Annotated in this window: 24 protein-coding genes; 8 read left to right on the forward strand and 16 right to left on the reverse strand. The window is 63.8% G+C overall.

What is annotated here, in order from left to right; translation table 11 throughout:
• Positions 1 to 42: 42 nt before the first annotated feature.
• The 9 genes from BUB78_RS07870 to BUB78_RS07910 form a co-directional block, all read right to left on the reverse strand.
• Entirely contained in the window at positions 43 to 3,441 is a 3,399-nt protein-coding gene (locus BUB78_RS07870; RefSeq protein WP_073196818.1) for an efflux RND transporter permease subunit, read from the reverse strand.
• 3 nt (positions 3,442 to 3,444) lie between these two features.
• Positions 3,445 to 4,920 (reverse strand): efflux RND transporter periplasmic adaptor subunit, encoded by a 1,476-nt coding sequence (locus BUB78_RS07875; protein WP_073196820.1) that lies wholly within the window; start codon positions 4,918 to 4,920, stop codon positions 3,445 to 3,447.
• Between the two features lie 105 nt (positions 4,921 to 5,025).
• Positions 5,026 to 5,568 carry a molybdenum cofactor biosynthesis protein B gene (gene moaB, locus BUB78_RS07880; RefSeq protein WP_073196823.1) on the reverse strand — a complete coding sequence of 181 codons (543 nt, stop codon included), beginning with the start codon at positions 5,566 to 5,568 and terminating at the stop codon, positions 5,026 to 5,028.
• 6 nt (positions 5,569 to 5,574) lie between these two features.
• Positions 5,575 to 6,198 (reverse strand): LysE family translocator, encoded by a 624-nt coding sequence (locus BUB78_RS07885; protein WP_073196825.1) that lies wholly within the window; start codon positions 6,196 to 6,198, stop codon positions 5,575 to 5,577.
• Positions 6,195 to 6,794 (reverse strand): metallophosphoesterase family protein, encoded by a 600-nt coding sequence (locus BUB78_RS07890; protein WP_073196827.1) that lies wholly within the window; start codon positions 6,792 to 6,794, stop codon positions 6,195 to 6,197. Before BUB78_RS07890 ends, BUB78_RS07885 begins: the two co-directional genes overlap by 4 nt.
• Positions 6,791 to 7,588 (reverse strand): uracil-DNA glycosylase, encoded by a 798-nt coding sequence (locus BUB78_RS07895; RefSeq protein ID WP_073196829.1) that lies wholly within the window; start codon positions 7,586 to 7,588, stop codon positions 6,791 to 6,793. The genes BUB78_RS07890 and BUB78_RS07895 overlap by 4 nt, the downstream gene beginning before the upstream one ends.
• A 125-nt stretch (positions 7,589 to 7,713) precedes the next feature.
• On the reverse strand, positions 7,714 to 8,562 hold the full coding sequence (locus BUB78_RS07900) for an alpha-1,2-fucosyltransferase (RefSeq protein WP_073196830.1): 849 nt from the start codon (positions 8,560 to 8,562) through the stop codon (positions 7,714 to 7,716).
• Positions 8,559 to 9,332, reverse strand: a complete 774-nt coding sequence (locus BUB78_RS07905) for a glycosyltransferase family 25 protein (RefSeq protein ID WP_073196832.1) — start codon at positions 9,330 to 9,332, stop codon at positions 8,559 to 8,561. Before BUB78_RS07905 ends, BUB78_RS07900 begins: the two co-directional genes overlap by 4 nt.
• Before the next feature lie 4 nt (positions 9,333 to 9,336).
• Entirely contained in the window at positions 9,337 to 10,779 is a 1,443-nt protein-coding gene (locus BUB78_RS07910) for an aldehyde dehydrogenase family protein (protein ID WP_073196834.1), read from the reverse strand.
• Positions 10,780 to 10,913: 134 nt separating this feature from the next.
• On the opposite strand from BUB78_RS07910, the gene BUB78_RS07915 reads away from it, so the two are divergent.
• Positions 10,914 to 11,567 carry a peroxiredoxin gene (locus tag BUB78_RS07915; RefSeq protein WP_073196836.1) on the forward strand — a complete coding sequence of 218 codons (654 nt, stop codon included), beginning with the start codon at positions 10,914 to 10,916 and terminating at the stop codon, positions 11,565 to 11,567.
• Positions 11,568 to 11,591: 24 nt separating this feature from the next.
• Here the strand turns inward: BUB78_RS07915 and BUB78_RS07920 are convergent, their stop codons facing one another.
• Positions 11,592 to 12,194, reverse strand: coding sequence for a methyltransferase (locus tag BUB78_RS07920; protein ID WP_073196838.1), 603 nt, complete (start codon positions 12,192 to 12,194; stop codon positions 11,592 to 11,594).
• Between the two features lie 145 nt (positions 12,195 to 12,339).
• Here BUB78_RS07920 and BUB78_RS07925 point away from each other — a divergent pair, with 145 nt between their 5' ends.
• Both BUB78_RS07925 and BUB78_RS07930 read left to right on the forward strand, forming a co-directional pair.
• A complete protein-coding gene (locus tag BUB78_RS07925; RefSeq protein WP_073196840.1) occupies positions 12,340 to 13,374 on the forward strand; it encodes a succinylglutamate desuccinylase/aspartoacylase family protein in 1,035 nt (344 codons plus the stop codon).
• 39 nt (positions 13,375 to 13,413) lie between these two features.
• On the forward strand, positions 13,414 to 14,121 hold the full coding sequence (locus BUB78_RS07930; protein WP_073196842.1) for a sulfotransferase family protein: 708 nt from the start codon (positions 13,414 to 13,416) through the stop codon (positions 14,119 to 14,121).
• A gap of 28 nt (positions 14,122 to 14,149) precedes the next feature.
• Here the strand turns inward: BUB78_RS07930 and BUB78_RS07935 are convergent, their stop codons facing one another.
• Genes BUB78_RS07935 through BUB78_RS07945 form a run of 3 tightly spaced genes read right to left on the reverse strand, consistent with a single transcriptional unit; the run spans position 14,150 to position 17,225 of the window.
• Positions 14,150 to 14,563 (reverse strand): PaaI family thioesterase, encoded by a 414-nt coding sequence (locus BUB78_RS07935; protein WP_073196844.1) that lies wholly within the window; start codon positions 14,561 to 14,563, stop codon positions 14,150 to 14,152.
• Positions 14,563 to 15,585 (reverse strand): phosphotransferase family protein, encoded by a 1,023-nt coding sequence (locus BUB78_RS07940; RefSeq protein WP_073196846.1) that lies wholly within the window; start codon positions 15,583 to 15,585, stop codon positions 14,563 to 14,565. Before BUB78_RS07940 ends, BUB78_RS07935 begins: the two co-directional genes overlap by 1 nt.
• Positions 15,582 to 17,225, reverse strand: a complete 1,644-nt coding sequence (locus BUB78_RS07945) for a long-chain fatty acid--CoA ligase (RefSeq protein WP_073196848.1) — start codon at positions 17,223 to 17,225, stop codon at positions 15,582 to 15,584. The genes BUB78_RS07940 and BUB78_RS07945 overlap by 4 nt, the downstream gene beginning before the upstream one ends.
• Before the next feature lie 142 nt (positions 17,226 to 17,367).
• Between BUB78_RS07945 and rpe the strand changes: the two genes are divergently transcribed.
• The 4 genes from rpe to BUB78_RS07965 are packed head-to-tail and all read left to right on the forward strand — an operon-like array spanning position 17,368 to position 21,013.
• On the forward strand, positions 17,368 to 18,069 hold the full coding sequence (rpe, locus tag BUB78_RS07950; RefSeq protein WP_073196942.1) for a ribulose-phosphate 3-epimerase: 702 nt from the start codon (positions 17,368 to 17,370) through the stop codon (positions 18,067 to 18,069).
• The gene (gph, locus tag BUB78_RS07955) at positions 18,066 to 18,722 is read left to right on the forward strand and encodes a phosphoglycolate phosphatase (protein WP_073196850.1); all 657 of its coding nucleotides are present in this window, start codon (positions 18,066 to 18,068) and stop codon (positions 18,720 to 18,722) included. Before rpe ends, gph begins: the two co-directional genes overlap by 4 nt.
• A 27-nt stretch (positions 18,723 to 18,749) precedes the next feature.
• Positions 18,750 to 19,718 (forward strand): NAD(P)H-dependent flavin oxidoreductase, encoded by a 969-nt coding sequence (locus BUB78_RS07960; protein ID WP_073196852.1) that lies wholly within the window; start codon positions 18,750 to 18,752, stop codon positions 19,716 to 19,718.
• Positions 19,715 to 21,013: an acetylornithine deacetylase/succinyl-diaminopimelate desuccinylase family protein gene (locus BUB78_RS07965; protein ID WP_073196854.1), complete on the forward strand. Its 1,299-nt coding sequence runs from the start codon at positions 19,715 to 19,717 to the stop codon at positions 21,011 to 21,013. The genes BUB78_RS07960 and BUB78_RS07965 overlap by 4 nt, the downstream gene beginning before the upstream one ends.
• A 79-nt stretch (positions 21,014 to 21,092) precedes the next feature.
• Here BUB78_RS07965 and panC read toward each other — a convergent pair whose 3' ends face one another.
• Together panC and panB are read right to left on the reverse strand one after the other, a co-directional pair.
• A complete protein-coding gene (panC, locus tag BUB78_RS07970) occupies positions 21,093 to 21,941 on the reverse strand; it encodes a pantoate--beta-alanine ligase (RefSeq protein WP_073196856.1) in 849 nt (282 codons plus the stop codon).
• Entirely contained in the window at positions 21,941 to 22,765 is an 825-nt protein-coding gene (gene panB / locus BUB78_RS07975; protein WP_073196858.1) for a 3-methyl-2-oxobutanoate hydroxymethyltransferase, read from the reverse strand. The genes panC and panB overlap by 1 nt, the downstream gene beginning before the upstream one ends.
• Before the next feature lie 161 nt (positions 22,766 to 22,926).
• Here panB and BUB78_RS07980 point away from each other — a divergent pair, with 161 nt between their 5' ends.
• Complete coding sequence (locus BUB78_RS07980; protein ID WP_073196860.1) at positions 22,927 to 24,096, forward strand: winged helix-turn-helix domain-containing protein; 1,170 nt, start codon at positions 22,927 to 22,929, stop codon at positions 24,094 to 24,096.
• Between the two features lie 5 nt (positions 24,097 to 24,101).
• On the opposite strand, the gene BUB78_RS07985 is transcribed toward BUB78_RS07980, so the two are convergent.
• The gene (locus BUB78_RS07985) at positions 24,102 to 24,887 is read right to left on the reverse strand and encodes a DUF6782 family putative metallopeptidase (protein ID WP_139279283.1); all 786 of its coding nucleotides are present in this window, start codon (positions 24,885 to 24,887) and stop codon (positions 24,102 to 24,104) included.
• Positions 24,888 to 24,926 lie beyond the last annotated feature (39 nt).

A 24,926-nucleotide genomic window follows, 5' to 3' on the forward strand; every position in this document is an offset into this window, starting at 1 on the left:
GCCTAGCGCCGCCGGGCCGCGCGTGCAAGTCAGAACACGCGTTCAATGCGCCGTGGCGCGCCCGAGGCGATGCGCGATGGCCATGGCGATATAGATCACCATCAAAAGCGCAAATGTTCCGGCCAGAAACAACAGCAGCGCGGCCATCATTGGCGACAGGGTGGCGAGCATCGGCAGGGGCTGCGCGATCGCGCCGGGCAATGCGCCGGTTGCCAGCGTCACGCCCATGGTCGCGCCCAGCCAGGCCAGCATCGCCCCAAGCCCGAGCCAAAGTGTTACCCCAAGTGGCCCGCGCCGCACCTTGAGGCCCCGGCGCAGCGCCGCGATCTGGCGCGCAAGGTCATGTTGCATAGCGATCAGAGCGGGCACCACAAGCAGCACCAGAAGCATGCCAAAGCCAAGCCCATAGACCAGCGTGATCACTGTGGGTTTCAAAAACTGCGCCTGCGTCGAGCGCTCAAACAGCAGCGGCGTAAGGCCCAGAACAGTGGTCAGCGTGGTCAAAAGCACCGGGCGAAGCCGGTCGGCAACCCCGTCGATGATCGCCGGAATAATGCCGCGCTCGCTGGCGTATTCGTCAATCGCCGTCACCAGGACGATGGAATCGTTGATGATGATCCCGGTCATCCCCAACAGGCCGACCACCGTGAACATGCTCAGCGGCACATCCCATTGTGCATGGCCATAGATCGTGCCGACAAGGCCGAAAGGGATGATCGCCATGACCACCAAGGGCCGGGTCCAGCTTGCAAAGACAAGCGACAGTACAAGGTAAATCCCCAGCAATGTCAGGATCAGACCAAGCCGGGCATCGGCCATGAATTCATCCTCTTGTTCCGAGAGGCCGGCCAGGCGCCATTCGACCTGGTATTCGCTGGCCACGGCAGGCAGGATTTCGGTCTTGAGAAGCGCGCCGATCTCGCTGGCGCGGGCCGGGTCATCCTCGGAGATATCGCCGGTGACACTGATCAGGCGCAGACCGTTTTCGCGCCGCACGGTGGAAAAGCCGGTGCGCTGCGTGACACTGACGATATCGGCCAGCAGAACATATTCACCGCCCGGCGTGCGAAGCTGCATCCGCTCGATGAAATCCGCCGTAAGCTCGCCCTCGGGCAGCTCGACGCGCACCTCGGCAGAGCGCGACCCGTCGGGATAGGTCGCCGCCTCAATGCCGCCGACCCGGTGGCGCAGCACGCGGCCAAGATCGTCGATCGCAAAGCCAAGCGCCTGCCCCTGCGGGGTCAGCTCAAGGATCAGCTCTTCCTTGTCATAGGCAAGGTTGTCCTCGACCGCCGACACCTCTGGGAACCGCGTCAGGGCGGTCTTGAGCGCCTCGGCGGCGGATTTGAGGATATCGGCGCTGGCGCCATAAAACTGCACATCAAGCGCGTCACCGCCGGGGCCGGATCGCCCGCCGCGAAAGCTCAGGGTTTCGACCAGCGGGTGACGCTCGACACGGTCCTGAAGGTCGGCGACAAAGGCAAAGCTCGAATAGGGGCGCAGGTCGGCGTCGATCAGCTCGATCGTGATGCCACCCAGCAAATCGGCGTCCTTGCTGTCGGCCCCGGCAAGGCCCCGCCCCGCCGTGCCGCCGATCTGGGCGATCACGTAATCAAGCGGATTGGTGCCGTGCTCGGCCTCGTATTCTGCGCCAAGGGCTTCGGTGGCGCGCTGCATTTCGCGCATCATGGCAAGGGTATTGTCGCGGGTGGCGCCGGGGCTCATGGCGAAATTGCCGCTGACGCTGCCGCGTTCGGGGGCGTTGAAAAAGCGCCATGTGACATCGCCGCGAATGAAGGCCGCCGCCTGAACCGCGAGCAGCAGGATTGTGGCGGCAAGCACCACGTAACGGCCCCGGATCACAAGCGCGATCAGCGGGCGAAAGGCGCGGTCGCGAAACCAGCCAAAGCCGCGATTGACCACCCGGCTTGGCCAGTCATACCAATGCAACTGCCCCGAATGGGCCAGGGCATGCGCCATGTGGTTGGGCAGGATCAGGAAACACTCGATCAGGCTTGCGATCAGCACGGCGATCACCGTGAAGGGGATGTCATAGATCAGATCGCCAAACCGCCCGCCGATCACCGCCAGCCCAAAGAACGCGATCAGCGTGGTCAGCGTGGCGGAAAACACCGGAAGCGCCATGCGTGCCGCGGCGCGCTCGGCCGCGACCATCGGCGGCTCGCCGAGCTTGCGCAGGCGCGCATCGGCATGTTCGCCCACCACGATGGCGTCATCGACCACAATGCCAAGCGTGATGATCAGTGCGAAAAGCGAGATCATGTTGATCGTAAGACCAGCGGCAAACATAAGCGCCATCGCCGCCAAAAGGGCCACGGGAATGCCCGCCGCCACCCAGAATGCGGTGCGCGCGTTGAGGAACAGGAACAACAGCCCGACCACCATCGCCAGCCCGGTCAGGGCGTTGTCGAGCAGCATAGAGATGCGCCCCGAGATCGCCTCGGCGCGGGTGCGGATCAGGCCGATGCTGACACCCTCGGGCAGGGTCTCTGTCATCTGGTCGGCGAGGGTTTGAACCTTGGCCTGAATATCAAGCGCGTCGCCGCGCGCAGAGCGGTCGACGCGCACGGTAATGGCGGGCTTGTCACCGACGAAATAGGCGACATCGCGGGTCACGCCCTTAACGCGCACGCGCGCCACATCGCCCACGGTCAGCGACGAGCCGTCGGGGTTGGAGCGCAGTACCACATCGGCAAGTTGATCGGGGCTTCGCTTTTCGACGCCGGTGCGAATGCGGGTGTTGGCGCCGCTCATGTCGCCCGCCGGATCGGCGGTGATTTCGGCGGCAAGGGCGGCGGCGATCTCGGCCATGGTGATGTCATTGGCGATCAGGCTGGTTGAAGGCACTTCAATGATGGTTTCGGGCGCGGCGACGCCCTGGATCGTGGTGCGGGTAACGCCCTCGTCAAACAGGCGGATCACGAATTCATCCGCCAGAAGCGCAAGTTGCTGCGTGCCGACCGGGCCGGTGATCACCACATCGGTCACCTGATCGCGCCAGACCCCACGCCGCACGACCGGCTCGTCGGCCTCTTCGGGCAGGGTGGTGATGATATCAAGCGCTGCCTGCACCTCGTCCGCGGCGCGCCCCATATCCCAGCCGGGTTCGAATTCGAGGCTGAGTGTGGCACTGTTTTCGCGGCTGCTCGCGCTTGAGCTTTCGACGCCTTCGACCGCCAGAAGGGCGGGTTCGAGAAGCTGGACAATGGCGTTGTCGACATCCTCGGCGCTGGCGCCCTCCCAGGTGACCGAGACGCTTACGTTGTCGATCACCACATCGGGAAAGAACTGCGCGCGCATGCGCGGCAGGGCCATCAGGCCAAGCGCGATCATCACCACAAGCAAGAGGTTCGCCGCCGTGCGATGGCGGGTGAAATAGGACAGGATGCCCTGCAATGGCCCGGCGGGCGCGCCCTGCATGGCTTAGCCTCCGATCCGGCGTTCGAGGCGTTCGACCATGGCGGTGGGCACGCGGGGCTTGTCGAGCTGACCCAGGAGACGCTCTTTCACGGCGGCGGGCATGTCATTGTTTGACTGCACGAAGGACACCAGTCGCGCGCGCCGGTCCGGGGTCAATTCAACCAGATCGGCGGGTTTGGCGGCGGCCTCGTCGCCCCCTTGCGGGACCGCCTCGGGGGAGAGCGTGCGCACCTTGATGCCGGGGCCAAGCACCGGGGTGCGCTGATCAACCACCGCGCGCCCGGCAAGCCCCGGCGCGCGCACCAGGATTTCGTTGCCCTGACGACGCAGGAGCGTCACGGGCAGCGCCTCAAGCCGGTCGTCCTCTGCCAGCACCAGCACCGCGCCATCCGGCCCAAGCGCCGAGGCGGGCAGGGCGATCACGCGTTCAAGCGGCGGCTCGTCGATCTGCACGGTGACGAAATCGCCGGGCTTCATCGCCGGGGCCATATCAAGCGTCGCAAAGATAAGCCGCCCGGTGCGCCCTTCGCCGACGGCGGCGCTATCGCGAGAGATTTCCCCCGTCGCGGAGAGTTCGAGACCGAAGACATCAAGGCTTACCCGTACCGGGGCGCCGATCAGGGCGCCCTGATCGTCCAGAAGCCGGGCATATTGCGGGGTCGAAACGCGAAACGCCACCTCAAGCGAGCTGGCATCGACCAGCTGCGCAAGTTGTTCATTGGCCGAGACAAGCCGCCCTGCCACGACGCTCACATCGCTGAGCGTGCCGCTGAAATCGGCGGTGATGCGGGTCTCGTCAAGGCGGCGCTCGGCCTCGGAGAGCAGCAGTTCGGCGCGCGCCAGATCGGTCGCAGCGCGGTCAATCCGGGCCTCGGCCAGGGCAAGCGCCTGGCGGCTGCCAAGCACCGCTTGGCGGGCCTGTGCGGCGGCAAGCTCGGCGGTCTCGACGATAGCGGTGGTGCCGACGCCGCGCGATTGCAGGTCACGCTGGCGGGTCAGGGCACGCTCTTGCAGTGCGTATTGATCGCGCGCCGCCTCAAGCTCGTCGCGGGCCAGATCAAGGGCACGAGCGGCTTCGCGGGTTTCGGCCTCGGCGTCCATCCGGTCGGCGCGGGCGCGATCACGTGCGGTTTGCGCATCGGCCGGGTCGATGCGCGCCAGAAACTGCCCGGCGCGCACCTGTCCGCCCTCGACGAAATCGGGCGACAGCTCGGTGATGACTCCGCTGGCCTGGGTGCGCAGCTCAAGCGTGCGGCGGCTCTGGACCTGACCAAAGGCGGTCAGGACGGGGGTTATGTCGGCCTCTTGCGCAAGGGTTGTGCGCACCGCAAAGACGCGCTCGCGGCGATCCGGCTGGCGGGGTTCTTTTGCCATGCGCTCTGACACCGCGCTGACCACGGTTTGCCCGGCATAGGCCAAGAGCCCCAAGGTGAGCGATAAAAGGAACAGCCCCGTCAGGCACTGGCGCAAAAACCGCATGAAACGCAACCCTTTGATATGGCCCGAAGCGCGTGTGGACCCCTTGCGAATGTAACCCGGACAGGAAAAATGCCAAGGGTATTGCGCGTTATACGCGGCCCGGCGCTATTTCCGTCGCTGGTGCTCGTCTAGACGCGGCATGATCTCGACGAAGTTGCAGGGGCGGTGGCGGTAATCAAGCTGAAGCTTGAGGATTTCATCCCAGGCATCGCGACAGGCACCGGGGCTTCCGGGCAGGGCAAAGAGGTAGGTGCCGCCCGCAACGCCCCCGGTGGCGCGGCTTTGCACGGCGCTGGTGCCGATCTTGGCCATGCTGACCATGGTAAAGACCGTGCCGAAGGCGTCGATTTCCTTTTCATAGACATCGCGATGCGCCTCGACGGTGACATCGCGCCCGGTCAGGCCGGTGCCGCCGGTCGAGATCACCACGTCAACGTCATCCTGCGCGATCCAGTCACGCAGATGAGCGGCGATCTGATCGCGTTCATCGCGCACGACCATGCGGTCAGCAAGGATGTGACCGGCGGCCTCGATCCGCTCGACAAGGAGTGCGCCGGATTTATCCTCGGTGATATCGCGGGTGTCGCTCACGGTAAGAACGGCAATGCGCACGGGGATGAAGTCTTTGGTGTCGTCAATTCGAGACATAGGGTGTTAACTCCGTTCAAGAAGGGCAAGGCGGGCGGCAAGGGCGGTAAAGATAGCCGCCGATATCGCGCCAAGCCCGCGCGAAAAGCGCGCAGAGGTGGCCATGCGGCGGCCAAGCGAGCCGGCAAAGACGCCCACCGCGCCGTTGATAAAGAACCCGCCAATCGCAAGCACAAGCCCGAAGATCAGGAATTGTGGCAGGATCGCGCCGCGCGCGGGATCAACGAATTGCGGCACAAAGGCCAGCACGAAAAGGATCACCTTGGGGTTGGTGAGGTTGACCAGCATGCCCGCCCGAAAGGCACGCGCGGCGCCAAGCGCGGGGGCATCGGGGCGCAGCGCGCGCGTGCGCAAGGCGCCGACCGCCAGCCACAAAAGATAGGCCACGCCGATCCAGCGGATCACGTCAAACAGCCCCGGCATCGCGGCCACCATGGCACCAAGCCCAAGCCCTGCCAGCGTGACGTGCACGAAGCCACCTGCCGAGATGCCAGCACTTGCCGCCATCGCCGCCCGCGATCCCGAGCGCAGGCCTAGCCCGAGGCAAAACATCATATCCGCCCCCGGTGCCAGGTTGAGGGCAAGCCCCGCCGGGATGAAGGCCAGAAGAACAAGCGGGTCGATGATCATGGGGTGATCTCGAACCAGTTGATGGTCGGGCCAAGGTTGACGACGCGGGTGGCGCCGATCAGGCCGCCTTTGCCCCAGCTGTCATGGATATGGCCGCAAAAGGCATAGGTCGGCTGAAGCCGTTCGATCGCGTCGCGGATCGCGGTCGAGCCGACCGATTGCCCGACCGAGGTGACATCGGCCACGCCCTTGGGGGGCGAATGCAGGATCAGGATATCGGCGGCTGCGCAGGCGGCAAGCATATCGTGCGCGCGCTCTTCGGAAAGGTCACAGGACCAGGCGCCAAAGGGCGTTTCCGGAACGCCATAGCCGAGCCCGAAGAGGCGTGTATTGCCGATCTGCGTGCTGTTGCCGTGCAGGACCGTCATGTTGGGAAGGGCGGCGGCGCGCAGCTCTGGTGCGCTTTCGGCATTGCCGGGCACCACAACCATCGGCGCCGTGATCGCGCGCAAAAGGTCTATCGCCTCGGCGAGCCCCTGGCGCCTGTTACAAAAATCACCGGCGCCGATCACAAGATCAGCCTCTGCGCTGGCCGTGACAAGATCGGCGGCGCGGGCGCGCGCGAGATGCAGGTCGGAAAAGGCGAGGATCTTCATGCCCCGCCCCGAAGCCGCGCCTGAAGCGACAAAAGATCTGCCCAGGCCTCGCGCTTGGCCGAGGGGGTGCGCAAGAGATAGGCCGGATGCACCATCGGCAGCGCCGGTTTGCCATAGGCGGTCGTCCAAGCGCCACGCAGCCGGGTGATGCTGCGTTTTTCAAGGCCCGCATCACAGCTTATGTTGCCCATCAGCACCACGAAATCGGGATTGGCAAGCTCTACATGGCGCGCCACAAAGGGGCGCATCATCGCGATCTCATCCGCTGTGGGGTCACGGTTTTGCGGCGGCCGCCAGGGCAGGACATTGGTGATGTAAATCCCGTCCTCGGGGCGATCCGGGGTGCGGCCAAGGCCGATGGCGGCGAACATCCGGTCCAAAAGCTGACCGGCGCGGCCCACGAAGGGGCGGCCTTCGCGATCCTCGTCACGCCCCGGCGCCTCGCCGATGATCATGACGCGCGCACCCGGCGTGCCGTCGCTGAACACCAGGTTGCGCGCCCCGCGTTGCAGATCGCAATGCGGAAAGGCGGCAAGCGCATCGCGCAGGCTCTCAAGCGAGCCCGCGTTGGCGGCGGCGGATTTGGCGACCGCGACAGGATCTACCGTCGGTTCTGGGCTTGGCGTGACCGAGGGCGCGGCGCGTGCGGGCGTTGTTTCGGCGGCGGGCTTGGCGGATTTATCCGGCAGTTCATAGCGGTTGACCGGCGCATCGCCAATCGCCTCGGTCGCGCCGAGTTCGATTTGCCAGGCCAGAAGCGCCTTTGCGTCATGATATCCGAGGACCGATTCCATGCCTGCAAGCTACCTCGGGCGGGCGCCGCGCGAAAGCCGCGAAAGCTGTTGTTTGAAACCGGCGGGATTTGCGGGTGCGAAAGATGCCCTGCGAGACCGCCACGCAAGGGGCGAATGAGCCGCCCTCAGAGGCGGGTCCAGCTATCCGGGATCAGATCGGGGTTCGAAAGCTTGCCTGTCCCGAACCAGTTTTGCGGCGCGATCACGCGCTTCTCGGCGGAAGGGTTTAGCCAGGCCCCCCACCAGGAAAACGTTGAATTGGCAATCACGTGATGGGCACAGCGCGACATCAGGGCAAGATCGAAATGCCCCCCCTCTTCGTCATTGATATCCACGACGGTCTGATCCTGCCCAAGGTCAAGATTGGCGCGCGCCCAAGCGGGGTCGTTCGAAAAGATAAAGCACGCGGGGGGGTGCCCAAGATCGCGTTCCAGCCGCTCGATCGCCTGGCGATAATAGGCCGAGGTGCAGGCGGCATAGCGTCCGGTGGCAAGGTAATCGCCGCGCCGCACATGCACCGATACCGGCAGTTTTGCCGCCTTGATCCGGGCGGCCATGTCGGCATTGGCGCCCGTCAGCGGGCTGGTCATCACCAGATCATCGCGCAACTGCGTGGCAATCGGGGCGAAATAGCGCTCTGACTGCCAATAGCCATGCAGATAGGTGCCGGGGGCAAGGTTGAAAAACCCCGGTTCAAGCCCAAGGCCCGCTTCGCGGTGAAAGCGCGGGTTTCGCCCGAACGCCCGCCACAGACCATAGCGCAACGCCCCGTCCGACTTGGCCGGTGGCAAGGCAACGTCTCGGGCAAAGCGCGCCGCGCTAAAATGCTCGAAACAATCGTTCCGGGTTTTGCCGCTGTCGACATAGCGGCTGTCAAGCGCCAGATCACAGCCCAGATGATCTGCAAGCGCGCGACCGGCCGCATATTGGAAAAGCTGATTGCCAGCCCCGCCAAACAACCGGCTGATGATCATTCGGCATCCCCCGGTGCAAAACCGCCCTCGGCGGGCGCCCTGCTGTGACGCGAGGCCTTGGCCACGCCCCGGCGATAGCGACAGCGCGCCCATTCGCGACCCAGCTTGGCCAGCGGCGGCCTGGCTGCGCCGCCCTGAATGGTCGAGCCGTCAAGCTGATCCGCGATATCGCTGACCCCCGAGGGCAGGATCGTGGCAGGGCGAAGCCCGGTATGCCAATGGCTTTGCACGAAGGTATCGACAGGCCGGTCAAACCGATCGCTCAGCGCCAAAAGCTGGCGCGCCGCCGCATTGCCTACCATTTGCGCAGTGGTGCGCAGCCCGCCACGTTCGGGCACGCTAAGTGCGCAGGTGCCTGCCATGTCGATCAGCGTCGAAGGGCCTTGCCGGGCGCGCGTCTGAAACTGGATATATCCGAGGGTCTCGATATGCGCGCGCGCAAGGCCAAGGGCGGCGCGATAGACCTCGGGGGTGATGGCGGCGTCATCCTCGATGATCATGGCCGCGGGCAGGTCGCGGCGCACGATCTCGGCCCAGATCTGGCGATGGCTGAGAAAACAGCCGATTTCGCCGCTCTTGAGAGCAAACGGATAGGCAGGGGCGAAAAGCCCCGCGCCGATGGTTGCGGAAAGCTCGGTCGACGACAGTGTCGTGCCGTCGACCGCCTCCCAGATTTCGCCCGGAAGCGCGCAGTTGTCCAGCAGATCGCGCGAGTTGTCCCGACGTGCCGTGGCACGCAAAAGATGCAGGACAAACGCGCGGATCTGCATGGCCTCAGGCGCCCGGCGTCCAGCCCGAGACAGATTTGACCTCGAGGAAATCCTCGATGCCCCATTTGCCGCCTTCGCGTCCGTGGCCCGATTGTTTCATGCCACCAAACGGCGATCCGGCGCCGCGTGACTGGCCGTTCATTTCCACCATGCCAGAGCGCAGCGCGCGCGCGCAGCGGTTGGCGCGGGCCGGATCGCCCGTCTGGACATAATTGGTCAGGCCATAGGGCGTGTCATTGGCAATCGCGATGCCGTCTTCCTCGCTGTCAAACGGGATGATCGCCAGAACCGGCCCGAAGATTTCTTCACGCGCGATGGTCATGTCGTTGTTCACATCGGCAAAGACCGTGGGCTTTACGAAGAACCCGCGGTTAAGCCCGTCGGGGCGTCCGGTGCCCCCGGCGACAAGGCGCGCGCCCTCGTCGATGCCTTTCTGGATCAGGCCCTGGATCTTGTTGAACTGCACCTCGTTGACCACCGGGCCGATATGACGGCCCTCGACGCTTGCCGGGCCGACGGCGATGCTGTTGGCGGCGGCGGCGGCGGTTTCAACGGCGGCGTCATAGATCCCGCGTTGCACAAGCATCCGGGTGGGGGCGTTGCACGATTGACCGGTGTTGTTCATGCAGCGCAGAACACCGCGTTTCACGGCCTTTTCATCGGCATCGGCAAAGATCAGGTTGGCGCCCTTGCCGCCAAGTTCAAGGCTGACGCGCTTGAGGGTGTTGGCGGCGGATTTCGAGATGAGTTTGCCCGCGCGCGACGAGCCGGTAAAGCTGATCATGTCGACATCGGGGTGCGCGGTAAGCTGGCTTCCGACACCCGCGCCATCGCCGTTCACAAGGTTGAAAACCCCCTTGGGAAGACCCGCCGCATCGACGATCTCGGCAAAGATAACGGCGTTCAGCGGCGATTCTTCCGAGGGCTTGAGGATCATGGTGCAGCCCGCGATCAGCCCGGCAATCACCTTGAGCGTGACCTGATTCATCGGCCAGTTCCACGGCGTGATCATGCCGACGACGCCGACGGCCTCGTGGATGATGCGGTCGTTGGGCGCATGATCGCCAAGCGGTTCGTCAAACTGGAAATCGCGCGCGACCTTGAGGAAAGACGAGATATGCCAGCTTCCGGCGCCGACCTGTTGTTCGCGGGCCATGTCGATGGGGGCGCCCATCTCAAGGCTGATTGCCTGCGCCATATCTTCGGCGCGGGCCTTGTAAGCCTCTAGAATCTTTTCACAATAGGCGATCCGTTCGGCGGGCGGGGTTGCCATCCATGCCGGAAAGGCGGCCTTGGCGGCGGCGACGGCCGCATCGGTATCGCCCTGTCCACCAAGCGAGATCACCGCGCAGGGTTCCTCGTTCGAGGGGTTGATTACGGCGTGATCATTGGACACATTGGGGTTGACCCAGGCACCGTTAATATAGAACTGACGTTTCTCGATCATGGTTGACCTCCATAAATTTGGCGGCACTGTGTCAGGGGTAATGCCGACCTGCAAGGTTGGATTCTCAACGGCTCTGGAATTTGATCAAATTTCCGGGCTGGCGGACGACTGAAACACTGGAAAGGATGCACCCTATGGGCCTTCGTATCAATGACACCATCCCCGATCTGAGCGTCGAGACAGATCTTGGCACGTTTTCACTGCATGAATGGATTGGCGACAGCTGGGCAATCCTGTTCTCGCACCCCAAGGATTTTACTCCCGTCTGCACCACCGAATTCGGCGCCGTGGCGCGGCTGGCCGATGAATGGGAAAAGCGCGGCACCAAGGTGATCGGCGTGTCGATCGACGGCGTCGAAGATCACAAGAAATGGAAAGCCGATATCGAGAGCTATGGCGGCGCCAAGCCGACCTTTCCGATCATCGCCGACGAGGGGCTGGCGGTTGCCAAGGCCTTTGATATGCTGCCCGCCGAGGCCTATATGCCCGACGGTCGCACCCCCAACGACAGCGCCACCGTGCGCAGCGTTTTCATCATCGGCCCCGACAAGCAGCTCAAGCTGTCGATGACCTATCCGATGAGCGTGGGGCGCAACTTTGCCGAGGTGCTGCGCGCGCTTGATGCGCTTCAGACCACCACCAGGAACGGTGTGGCCACGCCCGCCGACTGGACCGTCGGTCAGGATGTGATCATCCCGCCCTCGGTCAATAACGAGGATGCCAAGGCCAAGTTCGGCGAATTCGATGCCGTTCTTCCCTATCTGCGCAAAACCAAGCTTCCGGGCTAAGCCCCGATCCTCTGGCGCGGCGGTCTAGCTGTCGCGCCGGAACTCTGCCATCTGGCTTGCGCCGCCAAGATGAGGATGCGCGCCGCCGATATCGCTCAGGCTGACGGTATAGCCGCGCCGTGCCGCGATCCCCTGCGCCCATTGGGAAAACGTCGCGCGCCCCCATTCGAAATGATGGCCCGGATGGCGAAACCGGTGCGCGGGCACGCCAAGAACCGGGTTGAAATCGGCATTCGGCGTGGTGATCAGCGCGGTTTGCGGCCGCATATCGCCAAACAGCGCATTTTCAAGCCGGGGCAGGTCGCCTAGCGGCAGATGCTCGATGGTTTCCACGAGGCAGGCACAGTCATAACCGCGCAGATTTGGATGCGCCTTGGTCATCGAGGCCTGCGCAAGGCTTATTTTGGCGCGGGTGGCGTTGGGCAGCGTGCGCATCTCCGCCTGAAGCGCGGTCAGCGATGGCCTGTGGATATCAAGCCCGGTGATCCGGGTGATCTGATCCAGAGGCGCCAGCCGCAGGATCAGGTCGCCATCGCCACAGCCCAGATCAAGCAGGCTGCGCGCGCCGCTTTGCACCACGGCGGCGATGATCGCGCGCAGGCGATCCTCGTGCAGGGCAGTTGTCATGGCGTTATCCCTGGCATTTGCGGAGCGTCCTTCTGTTGCCCCATTGCCTTAGCCATAGGGGGGGGCGGGATCAAGCGGGGGCTGGCATGGACAGTCGCGCGGTTTTTGCCTATCGCTTGGTGCAAGCAGGACAAACGAGGATAGCATGGACCGGCGCCCCCCCTTCGAGATCAACGGCGAGGTGATCGCCCCCGGCACCCGTCGTACAGTCGATATCCCGGTCAGCACCCTGTCCAACCACACGCCGGTAAACCTGTCGGTGCATGTCATTCACGGCAAGCGGCCGGGGCCGGTTCTGTTCGTGTCGGCGGCCATTCACGGCGACGAGGTGATCGGGGTGGAGATCATGCGTCGCCTGCTGCGCGCCACGCCTCTCAAATCGGTGGCGGGCACGCTTTTGGCGGTGCCGATCGTCAATACCTTCGGGTTTCTCAACCACTCACGCTATTTGCCGGACCGGCGCGATCTCAACCGCTGTTTTCCGGGGGTGTCGGCGGGGTCGATGGCGTCACAGCTGGCGCATATCTTCATGACCGAAGTGGTGCAGCGTGCCGATATCGGGATCGACCTGCATTCGGCGGCGATCCACCGCACCAACCTGCCGCAGATCCGCCTGACGCCGGGCAATCCGCGGCTTGCCGATCTTGGGCAGGCCTTTGGCGCGCCGGTGATGATGGAGTCGCGGCTGCGCGAGGGATCTTTGCGCATGGCCGCCGAGGAGGCTGGCGTCGATGTGCTGCTTTACGAGGGCGGCGAGGGGCTTCGGTTTGACGAATTTGCCGCGCGTTCGGGCCTGAACGGTATTCTGCGCGTCATGCATCAGTTGCAGATGATCGGCGGCAAGGGCGTGCCGCGCACCCGCGGTGTGCCGGTGCGTGCAAGCCGCTCAAGCTGGTATCGTGCGCCGCGTGGCGGGCTTTTCCGGGGCTATCTTGCGGTTGGCGACGCGGTACAGCCGGGCACGGTGCTTGGCGCGATCGCCAATGCCTTTGGCGATGTCGAATCCGAGGTTCTGGCCGAGGTGGCCGGCATCGTGATCGGGCGCACCAACATGCCGGTGGTCTATGAGGGCGACGCCTTGTTCCATGTCGCCGAAACCACGCGCGGCGAGGCGGCCGCCGAAGACATCAGCGCCCATCAGGACGCCGCCCCGCTGTTTGACGAGGATGAGATCATCTGATCCCGCGCGCCGCGCCGGGAGGGATGAAAGGACAACGACATGGCAAAACGGACCACCGATATCAACGACATCGCCTTTGGCGTGATCCGCACGCGGATGCGGCTTCATTTCATGGTGACGCCCAAGGGCGACCGGCAGGCCGTCAAGTATTTCGTGATCGGACACCCGCGCAACGGCACAACCACGATGCACAAGCTGTTTGTGGCCAATGGGCTCAATAGCTTTCACGACTCCCGCGATTGGCAAACCGGGCGTTATGATGCGTTCTCGGATTTCGGGCAGGTGCGCCCCGTCGCGGCCTATGACCGGACCTATCCCAACGCGCGTTTTATCCTGAATTTCCGACCTCTGCGCAAATACCTCAATAGCATCGCGACGCACCACCAAAAGGTGTTCAGCGTGCAGAATTTCATCAACGAGGCCTATCGCCGTGCCGAATATTTCGCCTGGGTGCTTGAGCATTTCCAGGGTAGCGGCGATTTTATCGCCGTCAATATCGAGGCCCCCGGCGCGGTCAAGGCGGTCGCGGATTTCTGTGGTTTTGCCGTGCAGGAACCACCCGCCGGGGCGGTGAACAACATCTCGAACCGCCCGAAACTGGCGCAAAATACCGCCAATATCGAGGCTGCGCTGGAGGCGCTTGATCTTGTGGAAGAGGCAGGTCGCGGCTGTCTTGTGTCAAAACTTCACGGCGCGCGGCAAGCAGCGCTATCGGCGACCCGCGACACACTCCGCTATGTTGAATAGACCCTGATGCCTGACGCGACCTGCGCCCCTAGCTGCTGCGCCGATAGCGAAATACGCCGGTGGCGGTGGCGATAAGCGCGCCGCTGTCATCGCGAATTTCACCCTTGGCGAAATAGCTGGTCTTGCCGCCCCCGGTGCGCCAGCCTTCCGCAATCAGAACCGCGCCTTTCGCCTGGGCCAGATAATTCACTGTCATCGACAGCGTAAGCGCCATCTGCGACCGCTCGGGATCGCCGGTATAACAGCCCGCAAACCCCATCGCGGTATCAAGCAGCGTGGCATGGATGCCGCCGTGCGGCAGGCCCTGACGATTCATCAGGTAGGGGTGCAGCGGCAGCTCAATCCGCGCATAATCGCGCGACCATCCGGTCATTGAGAACCCAAGGTGGGTTTGCAGGGCCGAGGGCGCCTCGATCAGGGCGGGGTCAACGTCTTGGGTCATCAAACTCCTTTCGCCGCCTCAAGCCCCTGACGGGCGAATGCGGGCACATATTGGCCAAGTTGCAACCCGCGTTCAGGGTCGGAGGCATTGCCATCAAGGGCGCGTTTTTTCACACCTTGCAGAATGGCCGCCATGCGGAAATAGCAAAACGCCAGATAAAACCCGAAATTGTCGATGCCGTCCAATCCGCGCCGCGCGCAATAGCGGTCGATGAACTGCTGATCGCTCCAGAGGCCAAGCGCGGCGCGATCCACCCCGGCCAAGCCGCGCCCTTCGCGGGTGGCGGGCATCGACCATTGCATGATCACAGCGGCCAGATCGGCGTAGGGGTGGCCGATGGTCGACAGCTCCCAATCGAGCACCGCAAGACAGCGCGCGCTGTCCTTGGCGAACAAAAGGTTATCAAGGCGGTAATCGCCATGCACCAACGTCCGCTGTCCGTCATCTGCCGGGATATTGCCATCAAGCCAGTCGATAAGCGCGCTCATATCCGGCAGATCGTCGGTCTGGGTCGCGCTATATTGCTTGGACCAGCGGTCAACCTGACGGCGGTAATAATTGCCCGACGGCCCATAATCCGACAGGCCGACGGCGGTGATATCGACATCGTGGATCGCTGCCAGAACCCGGTTCATCTCGTCGATCAGCGCGCCGCGCTCTGGCGCGCTCATGTCGGGCAGGCTCGGGCTGTCGAAATTGCGGCCCTGCACCTCGTCCATGATGTAGAAGGGCGAGCCGATCACGGTTTCGTCCTCACACAGGATATGCATTTTGGCGACCGGCACGTCGCTGCCTTCAAGGGCGCGCTGCACGCGGAATTCGCGCTCGACTGCATGGGCGGACTTGAGCAGGACGCCGGGCGGTTTGCGCCGCAGTACATAATTGCGCGCAGGGGTCTTCAACAGGTAGGTCGGGTTCGATTGCCCGCCGCTGAATTTCGTCGCACTCACCAGCCCGGCAAAGCCCGGAAGATGCGCGCCAAGCCATGCGGCAACGGCGGTGGTGTCAAGCTCGGCGCTCATGTGCTGGCCTCTCGCAGGTCGGGTAAAACATAGTTGCCAAACCGCTCCCGAAGGGTAAGTTTCGACACCTTTCCGGTGGCGGTCAGCGGCAGGTCCTCGACCCAGAGCAGGTCATCGGGCAATTGCCAGCGGGCGAAATGTGCCGCCATATGGGCGTGCAGATCGGCCAGCGTCGGGCGCTCCTCGCCTGTCGGCACGGCGATCAGAACCGGGCGTTCATCCCATTTGGGATGGGGCACGGCAATCACCGCACAGGCGGCAATGGCGGGATGCGCGATGGCGGCGTTTTCAAGGTCGATCGAGCTTATCCATTCGCCGCCCGATTTCACCAGATCCTTGGCGCGATCCCGGATCACCAGCATCCCGTCGGGCGCAACCGAGGCCACATCGCCGGTGCCGAACCAGCCCTCAGCATCCATCGCGGCGCGGCTCGCGATATCGTTGTTGAAATAGCCGCTGATCACGGTATTGCCGCGCACGTATAGCTCGCCGCTGGCCTTGCCGTCATGCGGCTGGGGCACGCCGTCGTCATCGACGATCTTGAATTCGACCCCGAAAATTTTGCGCCCGGCACTGGCCTTGGCGGTGATCCTGTCGGCCTCTGGCGCCGCTTGCAGGGCGGGGGGCAAAACGCCGTGGGTGCCAATCGGGCTCATCTCGGTCATGCCCCAGGCCTGACAGACAGTGACGCCGCGCGCCTCATACTCCTCGATCATCACACGCGGCGCGGCAGACCCGCCGACAACGAGATCGCCAAAGCCTTGCGGCGCGCGCCTCTGCGCCTTGATCTCGGCCAAAAGCCCGGCCCAGACCGTGGGCACGCCCCAGGCGGAATAGACCGCCTCGCTGTCCATCAGGCGAAACAGGCTTGCGCCGTCAAGCGCCCCGCCGGGCATCACCATGGTCATGCCCATAAGCGGCGCGGTATAGGGCAGGCCCCAGGCGTTGACGTGAAACAGCGGCACCACCGGCATGACCCGCGCCCCGGCGCGAAAGCTGCTGGTTTGCGAGAGCGGCACCATCATCGCATGCAGCAATGTCGAGCGATGCGAATAAAGCGCGCCCTTGGGGTCGCCGGTCGTGCCCGATGTATAACACAGCGCCGAGGCGGTCTCTTCGGGGAATTCGGGCCAGTCATAGGTTTGCGGCTGTCCGTCAAGCAGCTCTTCGTAACAAAGCGCCTCAAGCGTGGTCTCGGGCATATGCGCGCGGTCGCTCAGGATGACAAAGCGCAGGTCTTGAGGAAGCTGATCGCGCACCGCCTCGATCAGCGGCACAAAGGTGGTGTCGATGAACAGGATGCGATCTTCGGCATGGTTGACGATATAGACAAGCTGTTCCTGCGAGAGGCGCGGATTGATTGTGTGACACACCGCCCCGATGGATGAGATCCCATAATAAAGCTCGAAATGGCGATAGCCGTTCCAGGCCAGCGTCGCGATCCGGTCGCCGAAATTCACCCCGAGCGCGTCAAGCGCATGGGCAAGCTGCGCCACCCGCGCAAGGGTTTGCGGATAGGTGGCGCGGTGAATATCGCCACTCGTGCGCACCGAGATGATCCCCTGATCGCCAAAAGCTGCGGCGGCATGGGTCAGGATGTCAATAATCCTGAGCGGGCGGTGCATCATCTGTGCCTGCATGGGGCGTTGTCCTGTTATTTCCTGCGTTCGGGGCGACGGTGGCATGAAACCCGGCAAGGATCAATTGCCGGCGGGGGTCTTGACCTCTGGCCGCGTCGGGCGCATGTGCAAAGCATCCCAACCTGCGCAAAGAGGCCCGCCCATGAGCTTTGATCGTTCCATCAAAATCGCCCCGTCGATCCTATCGGCGGATTTTGCCAATTTCGGCCAGGAAATTCAGGCAATCGAGGCCGAGGGCGCCGATTGGGTGCATGTCGATGTGATGGACGGGCATTTCGTGCCCAACCTTACCTTTGGCCCGCCGCTCTGCGCCGCGATCCGCCCGCATATCAAGACGGTGATGGACGTGCATCTGATGATCTCGCCGGTGGATGCCTATATTGACGCTTTCGCCGGGGCGGGCGCCGATATCCTGACCGCGCATCTTGAGGCTGGCCCGCATACCCACCGCACGCTTCAGGCCATTCGCGGCGCGGGTTGCAAGGCGGGTCTGGCGCTTAATCCCGGTACCGGGATCGAGGATCTCGATTACCTTCTGGATATGGTTGATCTGATCTGCGTGATGACGGTGAACCCCGGTTTTGGCGGGCAGAAATTCATTCACAGCCAGATCGACAAGGTCCGCCGCCTGCGCGCGATGATCGGCGACCGGCCCATTCATATCGAGATTGACGGCGGCATTACCCCGGAAACCGCGCCGCTCATGGCGGCTGCGGGGGCCGATGTTCTGGTGGCCGGCTCTGCGGTTTTCAAGGGTGGCAGCGTCGCCAATCCCGCGCCTTATGGCGAGAACATCCGCAGCATCCGCGCCGCCGCCGAGGCCGCCACAGCGACCATGGCATGACCCGCGCCGTCATCTTTGATCTTGACGGCACCCTGATCGACAGCGCGCCCGACATTCACGCCGCTGCCAACCGGCTTATGGCGGCGCATGGCTTTGCGGGTTTCGCCCCCGAAGAGACGCGGGCCTTTATCGGCCATGGCGTGCCGCATTTCATCGCCTGCTGCCTGCGCACACGCGGGGCCGAGGCGACGGGTGATCTGCACCGTCAATTGGTCGGCGAATTCGAGGCCGGTTATAAGACTGCCGTAGGCCTCACAGAGGTTTATCCCGGTGTGGCCGACGCGCTTGAGCGGCTTGCGGGCATGGGTTTTGCGCTTGGCATCTGCACCAACAAGCCGGTCGCACCCGCGCGTGCGGTGCTGGCGCATCTTGGCCTTGATGGGCATTTCCCCGTTGTGATCGGCGGCGACAGTTGCCCGGCGCGCAAACCCGATCCCGCCCCCTTGCAGGCGGCGGTCGCGGGCCTCGGCGCGACCCGCGTGCTGTACGTGGGCGATAGCGAGATCGACGCCGAAACCTCGGTGCGCGCGGGCCTGCCCTTCGCGCTTTATACCCAAGGCTATCGCAAGACCCCGGTCACCGAAATCCCGCATCAAACGGCGTTTTCGAATTTCGCCGCACTTCCTGATTTCGCCGCTGGCCTCTTGCCCTAAGGCGCGATGAGCGCGCATAGTCGGGCAATGAAAACACGTCTGACCGAGGCTTTTGACCTCACCCACCCGATCCTGTCCGCGCCGATGGCCTTTGCCGCCGGCGGCAGGCTGGCCGCCGCCGTTAGCCACGCGGGCGGGCTTGGCCTGATTGGTGGCGGCTATGGCAATGCCGACTGGCTTGCGCAGGAATTTGGCGCGGCGGGGAATGCGGCGGTGGGCTGTGGCTTTATCACCTGGAAAATGGCGGAAAATCCGGGCGTTCTTGGCCTTGTGCTCGATCGCAAACCTGCGGCGCTTGTGCTGTCGTTTGGCGACCCCGCGCCTTTCGCCCCAAGGATCGCCGAGGCCGGTGTGCCGCTGATCTGCCAGGTGCAAACCCTGCGCGATGCCCAAGCCGCTGCCGAGTGTGGCGCAACAGCTATTGTGGCGCAGGGGGCCGAGGCCGGCGGGCACGGCGAGCGGCGCGCCACCTTTACCTTGGTGCCCGAAGTGGCCGATTGGCTGGCGCGCACCGCGCCGGATGTTTTGTTGCTGGCGGCTGGCGGGATTGCCGATGGGCGCGGCCTTGCGGCGGCTCTGATGCTTGGGGCCGACGGGGTTCTGGTCGGCTCGCGGCTCTGGGCCTCGGCCGAGGCAAATGTATCGGCGGCCATGACCGACGCGGCGATTGCGGCGACGGGCGACACGACGATCCGCTCAACGGTGATGGATGCGGCGCGCGGGCTGACATGGCCCAAGCGCTATAGCGCGCGGGTTTTGAAGAATGCGGTGACAGAGCGTTGGCATGATGACCCCGACGGCCTGCGCGCCAATCCCGCCGCGCAACAAGACTGGGCCGAGGGCTGGGACGCGGGCGATCCGGCGCGCGCCAATACCTTTGTCGGCGAGGCGACGGGCCTTATCCATGACCGCCCGCCGGTGGCACAGATCATTCAAAGCATGGTGGAGGAGGCCGAGGCTTTGCTGACCCGCGCGCCCCGTTGGGTGGGCTCATGAGCCTGAACGCGCGCCTGATAGAGGAGGTCGCGGCGCGGCGTGATGATCTGGTGCGCCTCACGCAGGACCTGATCGCGATCCCGACGCTCAACCCGCCGGGCGATAATTACCTTGAGATTTGCGAATACCTTGAGCGGCGCCTGTCCGGCGCAGGCTTCGAGACCCAGATGATCCGCGCCCATGGTGCGCCGGGCGATAGCGACAAATACCCCCGCTGGAACATTGTGGCCCGCCGCGAGGGCCGCGCCGCGCACCCTTGCGTGCATTTCAACAGCCATATCGACGTGGTCGAGGTCGGTCACGGCTGGAGCGTCGATCCCTTTGCCGGGGTGGTCAAGGAGGACCGGGTCTATGGCCGCGGGGCCTGTGACATGAAGGGCGGCATGGCGGCCTCGATCATCGCCGCCGAGGCGTTCATCGCGGTCTGCCCGGATTTTGTCGGCGCGATTGAAATCTCGGGCACGGCGGATGAGGAATCCGGCGGGTTTGGCGGTGTCGCCTATCTGGCCGAGCGCGGGTTTTTCAGCCCCGAGCGCGTCGATCACGTGATCATCCCCGAGCCTCTGAACAAGGATCGAATCTGTCTGGGGCATCGCGGGGTCTGGTGGGCCGAGATTGAAACCAAGGGCGAGATCGCGCATGGCTCGATGCCGTTTCTGGGCGATTGCGCGGTGCGCCATATGGGGGCCGTCATGGCCGAAATGGAAACGAGCCTTTTCCCCACCCTCGCCGCGCGGTGCACCGAGATGCCGGTGGTGCCCGATGGCGCACGCGCCTCGACGCTCAATATCAACTCGATCCATGGCGGCGAGCCGGAACAGGCCAAGGATTACACCGGCCTGCCAAGCCCCTGCGTGCCGGATCGCTGTCGCATGGTGATTGATCGCCGCTTTCTCATCGAAGAGGATATCGGCGAGGTCGAAACCGAAATCCGTGACCTTCTGGAAACCGTGCGCAGCGGGCGACCCGGCTTTGATTATGACATCCGCGAATTGCACCGCGTCTTGCCCACGATGACCGACCGCAGCGCGCCGGTTGTGGGGGCGGTGGCACAGGCCGTGCAACAGGTATTCGGGCGCGCCGCCGAGTATGTTGTCAGCCCCGGAACCTATGACCAGAAACATATCGACCGGATCGGACGGCTGGAAAACTGTATTGCTTACGGTCCGGGCATTCTCGATCTGGCCCATAAGCCCGATGAATATGTCGGCATTCACGACATGGAGCAATCCGCGCAGGTCATGGCTCTCGCGCTGGTCGATCTTTTGGGCGCGCCGCCTGGTTCTTCTTGCTGAAAATATCCCCGCCGGAGGCATCCCCCGTCGGCCACGGGCGCCTCCGGCGGGAGTATTTATGGAAAGATGAAACGGGGGCTCAGGCCTCGACCGCGATGTTGTCGATCAGGCGCACCCCGGCAAGCCAGGCGGCCGCCAAAAGGCGCGCGGGGCGGGTTGGGGTGTCCAGGAGGCTGAGGTCGTCATTGGCGCGCATTTCAAGGTATTCAACCTTGGTAAATCCAGCCAGTTCCAATCGTTTGACAGCGGCCTCCTGCAGGGGGGCGAACGGCGCGCCGTCGAGGATTGCGGCGGTCATGGTTTCCATTTCTTCGTGCAGGCGCGGGGCGGTAACGCGGGCGCGATCCGACAGCAACAGGTTGCGCGATGACATTGCAAGCCCGTCAATCTCGCGGATGGTCGGGCAGCCATGCACGATGGTCGGAATATCAAGATCGCGTGCCATGCGGCGCACGATCTGAAGCTGCTGAAAGTCTTTCTCGCCAAAGAAGGCATCGCTGGCCGAGGTTTGTAGGAACAGCTTGGCCACCACCGTGGCGACCCCGTCAAAATGCCCCGGTCGATGCGCGCCGCATAGCACATCGGTCAGGCCCGTCACCGTGACCTTGCTGGAAAAGCCGTCGGGGTACATTTGCGGCCCGTCGGGCACGTAAAGCGCGTCGATGTTGAAGCGTTCAAGCTTGCGCGCGTCGTCATGTTCGGTGCGCGGATAGTTTTCAAGGTCTTCGGGGTTGTTGAACTGCATCGGGTTGACGAAAATCGTCACGATCACCCGGTCACAGGCCGCCTTGGCCGCCTCGACCAGCGACAGGTGCCCGTCATGCAGTGCGCCCATCGTGGGCACGACGCCGATTGTCTCACCGGCAAGGCGCCAGGGCAGGGTGGTGTCGCGCAGCACGTCAAGCTGGCGCAGAATGGGGGCTGGCATCAGGTCGGGGCCTTATCTGCAAAGCTATGTTCGGGGCCGGGAAAGGCGCGCGCGCGCACCTCTTCGGCAAAACTCGCAATCGCCGCTTCGCCATCGCTGCCCAGAGCCGCGTAGCGTTTCACGAATTTCGGCTTGAACGCCGTGAACAGGCCGAGCATGTCATCGACCACCAGAATTTGTCCATCACAGTTCACAGAGGCTCCGATGCCAATGGTCGGAATGGCAATCTCTGCGGTGATCTGATCGGCGAGGGCTGCGGGGACTTTTTCAAGCACCACGGAAAAGGCGCCCGCGTCACTCACCGCGCGGGCATCGGCCATAAGCGCGGCGGCGGCGGCACCGCGCCCCTGAACCTTGTAGCCGCCAAGGGTGTTGATCGACTGCGGAGTCAGGCCAATATGCGCCATCACCGGCACGCCGCGCGCCACCAAAAAGGCGATTGTTTCGGCCATGTGGCGACCGCCCTCAAGCTTGACCGCGCCGGCGCCGGTCTCGGCCATCAGGTCGGCAGCGTTGCGAAACGCCTGTGCAGGCGATTCCTCGTAAGAGCCGAAGGGCATATCCACGACCATCATCGATTGTTTCAGGCCGCGCGCCACCGCCTTGCCGTGCAGGATCATCATCTCCATCGTCACGCCAAGCGTCGAGGGCATCCCGTGCAGCACCATGCCGACGCTGTCGCCGACAAGCACGAAATCGCAATGCGCGTCCATCATCTGGGCCATCGGCGTGGTATAGGCGGTCAGGCTGACAATCGGGGTGCCGCCTTTCATCGCCCGGATATCGTCGGGCATGGGGGCGGCTTTTCGGGCGGTTGCACTCATGATCTTGTCCGGTTTGTTTCTGCAATGCAGCAGAGGCTAGCAATTGCGGGTGGTGAAATCTACTGTTCTGTTGCTATTCAGTATATTGATTTCACAGCGATTTAGATAGCAAAAGGACAAAGGGCAATGCCAAGGCGGCCAGTTTGCGGATTTGTGCGGGTATGAGCGCGCTTGAGATTTCGAATCGCGAGGCGCGTCGGCTTTGGCTTTCGGTCAACGGGCTTGGCGCGGCGCCGATGACGGGGCTGCCGGATGTGGCGGTGATGATACGGTCGCTTGGCTTTGTGCAGATCGACACGATCCGCAATGTGACCCGCGCCCATCACCACATTTTATGGAGCCGTGCGCCGCGCTATCGCGAAACGATGCTCTGGCCGCTCTTGGGGCAAAAGCGGGTGTTGTTTGAACATTTCACTCATGACGCCTCGCTTATCCCGATGGAATTTCTGCCGCATTGGCAGGAACAGTTTCGCCGTCTTGGGCAAAGGGCGGCCAATAGCGATTGGTATCGCTCGGGCCTCGCCAGGGATGAAATCCGCGCCATTCGCGGCCGGATCGAGGCCGAAGGGCCGCTGTCGACCCATGCCTTTGACAGCCGCGCCACCAGCCGCGAAATGTGGGCGCGCCCGCCGCACAAGAAGGTGCTTGATCAGATGTGGTATGCGGGTGACCTCGCCACCAGCCACCGCGAGAAGTTCATCAAGTTCTATGATCTGGGCGAGCGGGTTTTTCCCGACGTCGCGCATGATTGCCCGCCTGCGCAGGATCAGCTGAGCTGGCTTTGCGATCAGGCGCTTGAGCGGTTGGTGATCGCGACCCCCGGCGAGGTACAGCGGTTCTGGGGCGTGGCAAGCGCGCCCGAGGTACGCGATTGGCTGGCGCGGCGGCGTCTTGTCGAGGTGGCGGTGAGCGGTGCAGATGGCACGCGGCAAAGGGCCTTGGCCCTGCCCGATATCGAGGCGCGTCTGGCCGCCTGCGCACCCGTCGCGCGACGCCTGCGCATTCTCAACCCGTTTGATCCGGCAATCCGGGATCGCAACCGGCTTTTGCGGCTGTTCGGGTTTCACTATCGCAACGAGATGTTCGTGCCGCAAAGCCAGCGGATCTGGGGCTATTACGTCTATCCGCTGCTTGAGGGGGACGGATTTATCGGCCGGATCGAGCTTAAGGCGGATCGCGCGGCGAACTGGATGGCGGTCACCGGGTTCTGGCCCGAGCCGGGTGCGAGGTGGGGGAGCGGCCGGTTGGAACGGCTTGATCAGGAGTTGCGCCGCTTTGCCCGGCTTGCCGGGATCACCGAAATCCGCTGGGAAACAGCGCGCCCGGCCTGAGCGCGCTAGGGGCGATATCCGTCGCGGCCTTCGGCGCAGTCATAGGGCGATCCATCCGGCAGCCTGCACAGGCGTTTGAAAAATCCGGGGGCAATCTTGTTGTACTGCGGCAGCGACTTTGTGCTGTCTTGCCGGTCCAGATAAGAGCTGCAGGAGGCGCGATAGTAGTTTTCCCGCCGCCAGGGCGATGCATACCATTGCGCGAATGCGGCGGTCGTCGCCTTGCGCGGGTCGCCACTTGCGCCAAGTTCGCTTGCAAAGGCCGCCGCGATGTCCTTGTGGGTTGGCCAGGCCGCAAGCGCCGCCCAGGTCTCGGGCTGCCCGGCGTCTTTGAGGGCATTGGCGATGAACAGGCTTGTGGCACTGGCGTCGGCCTCAAGGGCGAGGGTGGCCCGTGCATTCTCTGACATCGCGAGGCGATCGGTCGGGCAGTTGCCGGTTGCATATTGCTCAAGGTGGCGCAATTCGTGGATCAGAATTGCGACCTGCACGGCGCGGGGCAGATCGCTTTGCAGGATGATGACGTTGTCTTCGGGGCTGAAATAGCCGCGTGCGTCGTGCAGGCTTGCCGAGAGGCAGACGTCAGTGGCCTGGGTGGTAAGACGATCACGGTAGGTCGGAAACGCCTCAAAAACCGGCGCCATGCCACCCATCAGGGCCAGAAGCGCCGCCTGCGCGCCGGTGCGGCGTTCGTCGGTGGAGCTGAGGCAAACAAGATCTGTCGGCTGTGCCGGTGCCGGGCCAGTGACCGCCAAAACGGCCATCAGACAAATGAGGATGCGGCGCATCATGTGCTTAATCGGGCCCTTGGTGCGTTGGCCGTCGTAAGG

The sequence above is a fragment of the Roseovarius marisflavi genome (assembly GCF_900142625.1).
Lineage (GTDB): Bacteria > Pseudomonadota > Alphaproteobacteria > Rhodobacterales > Rhodobacteraceae > Roseovarius > Roseovarius marisflavi.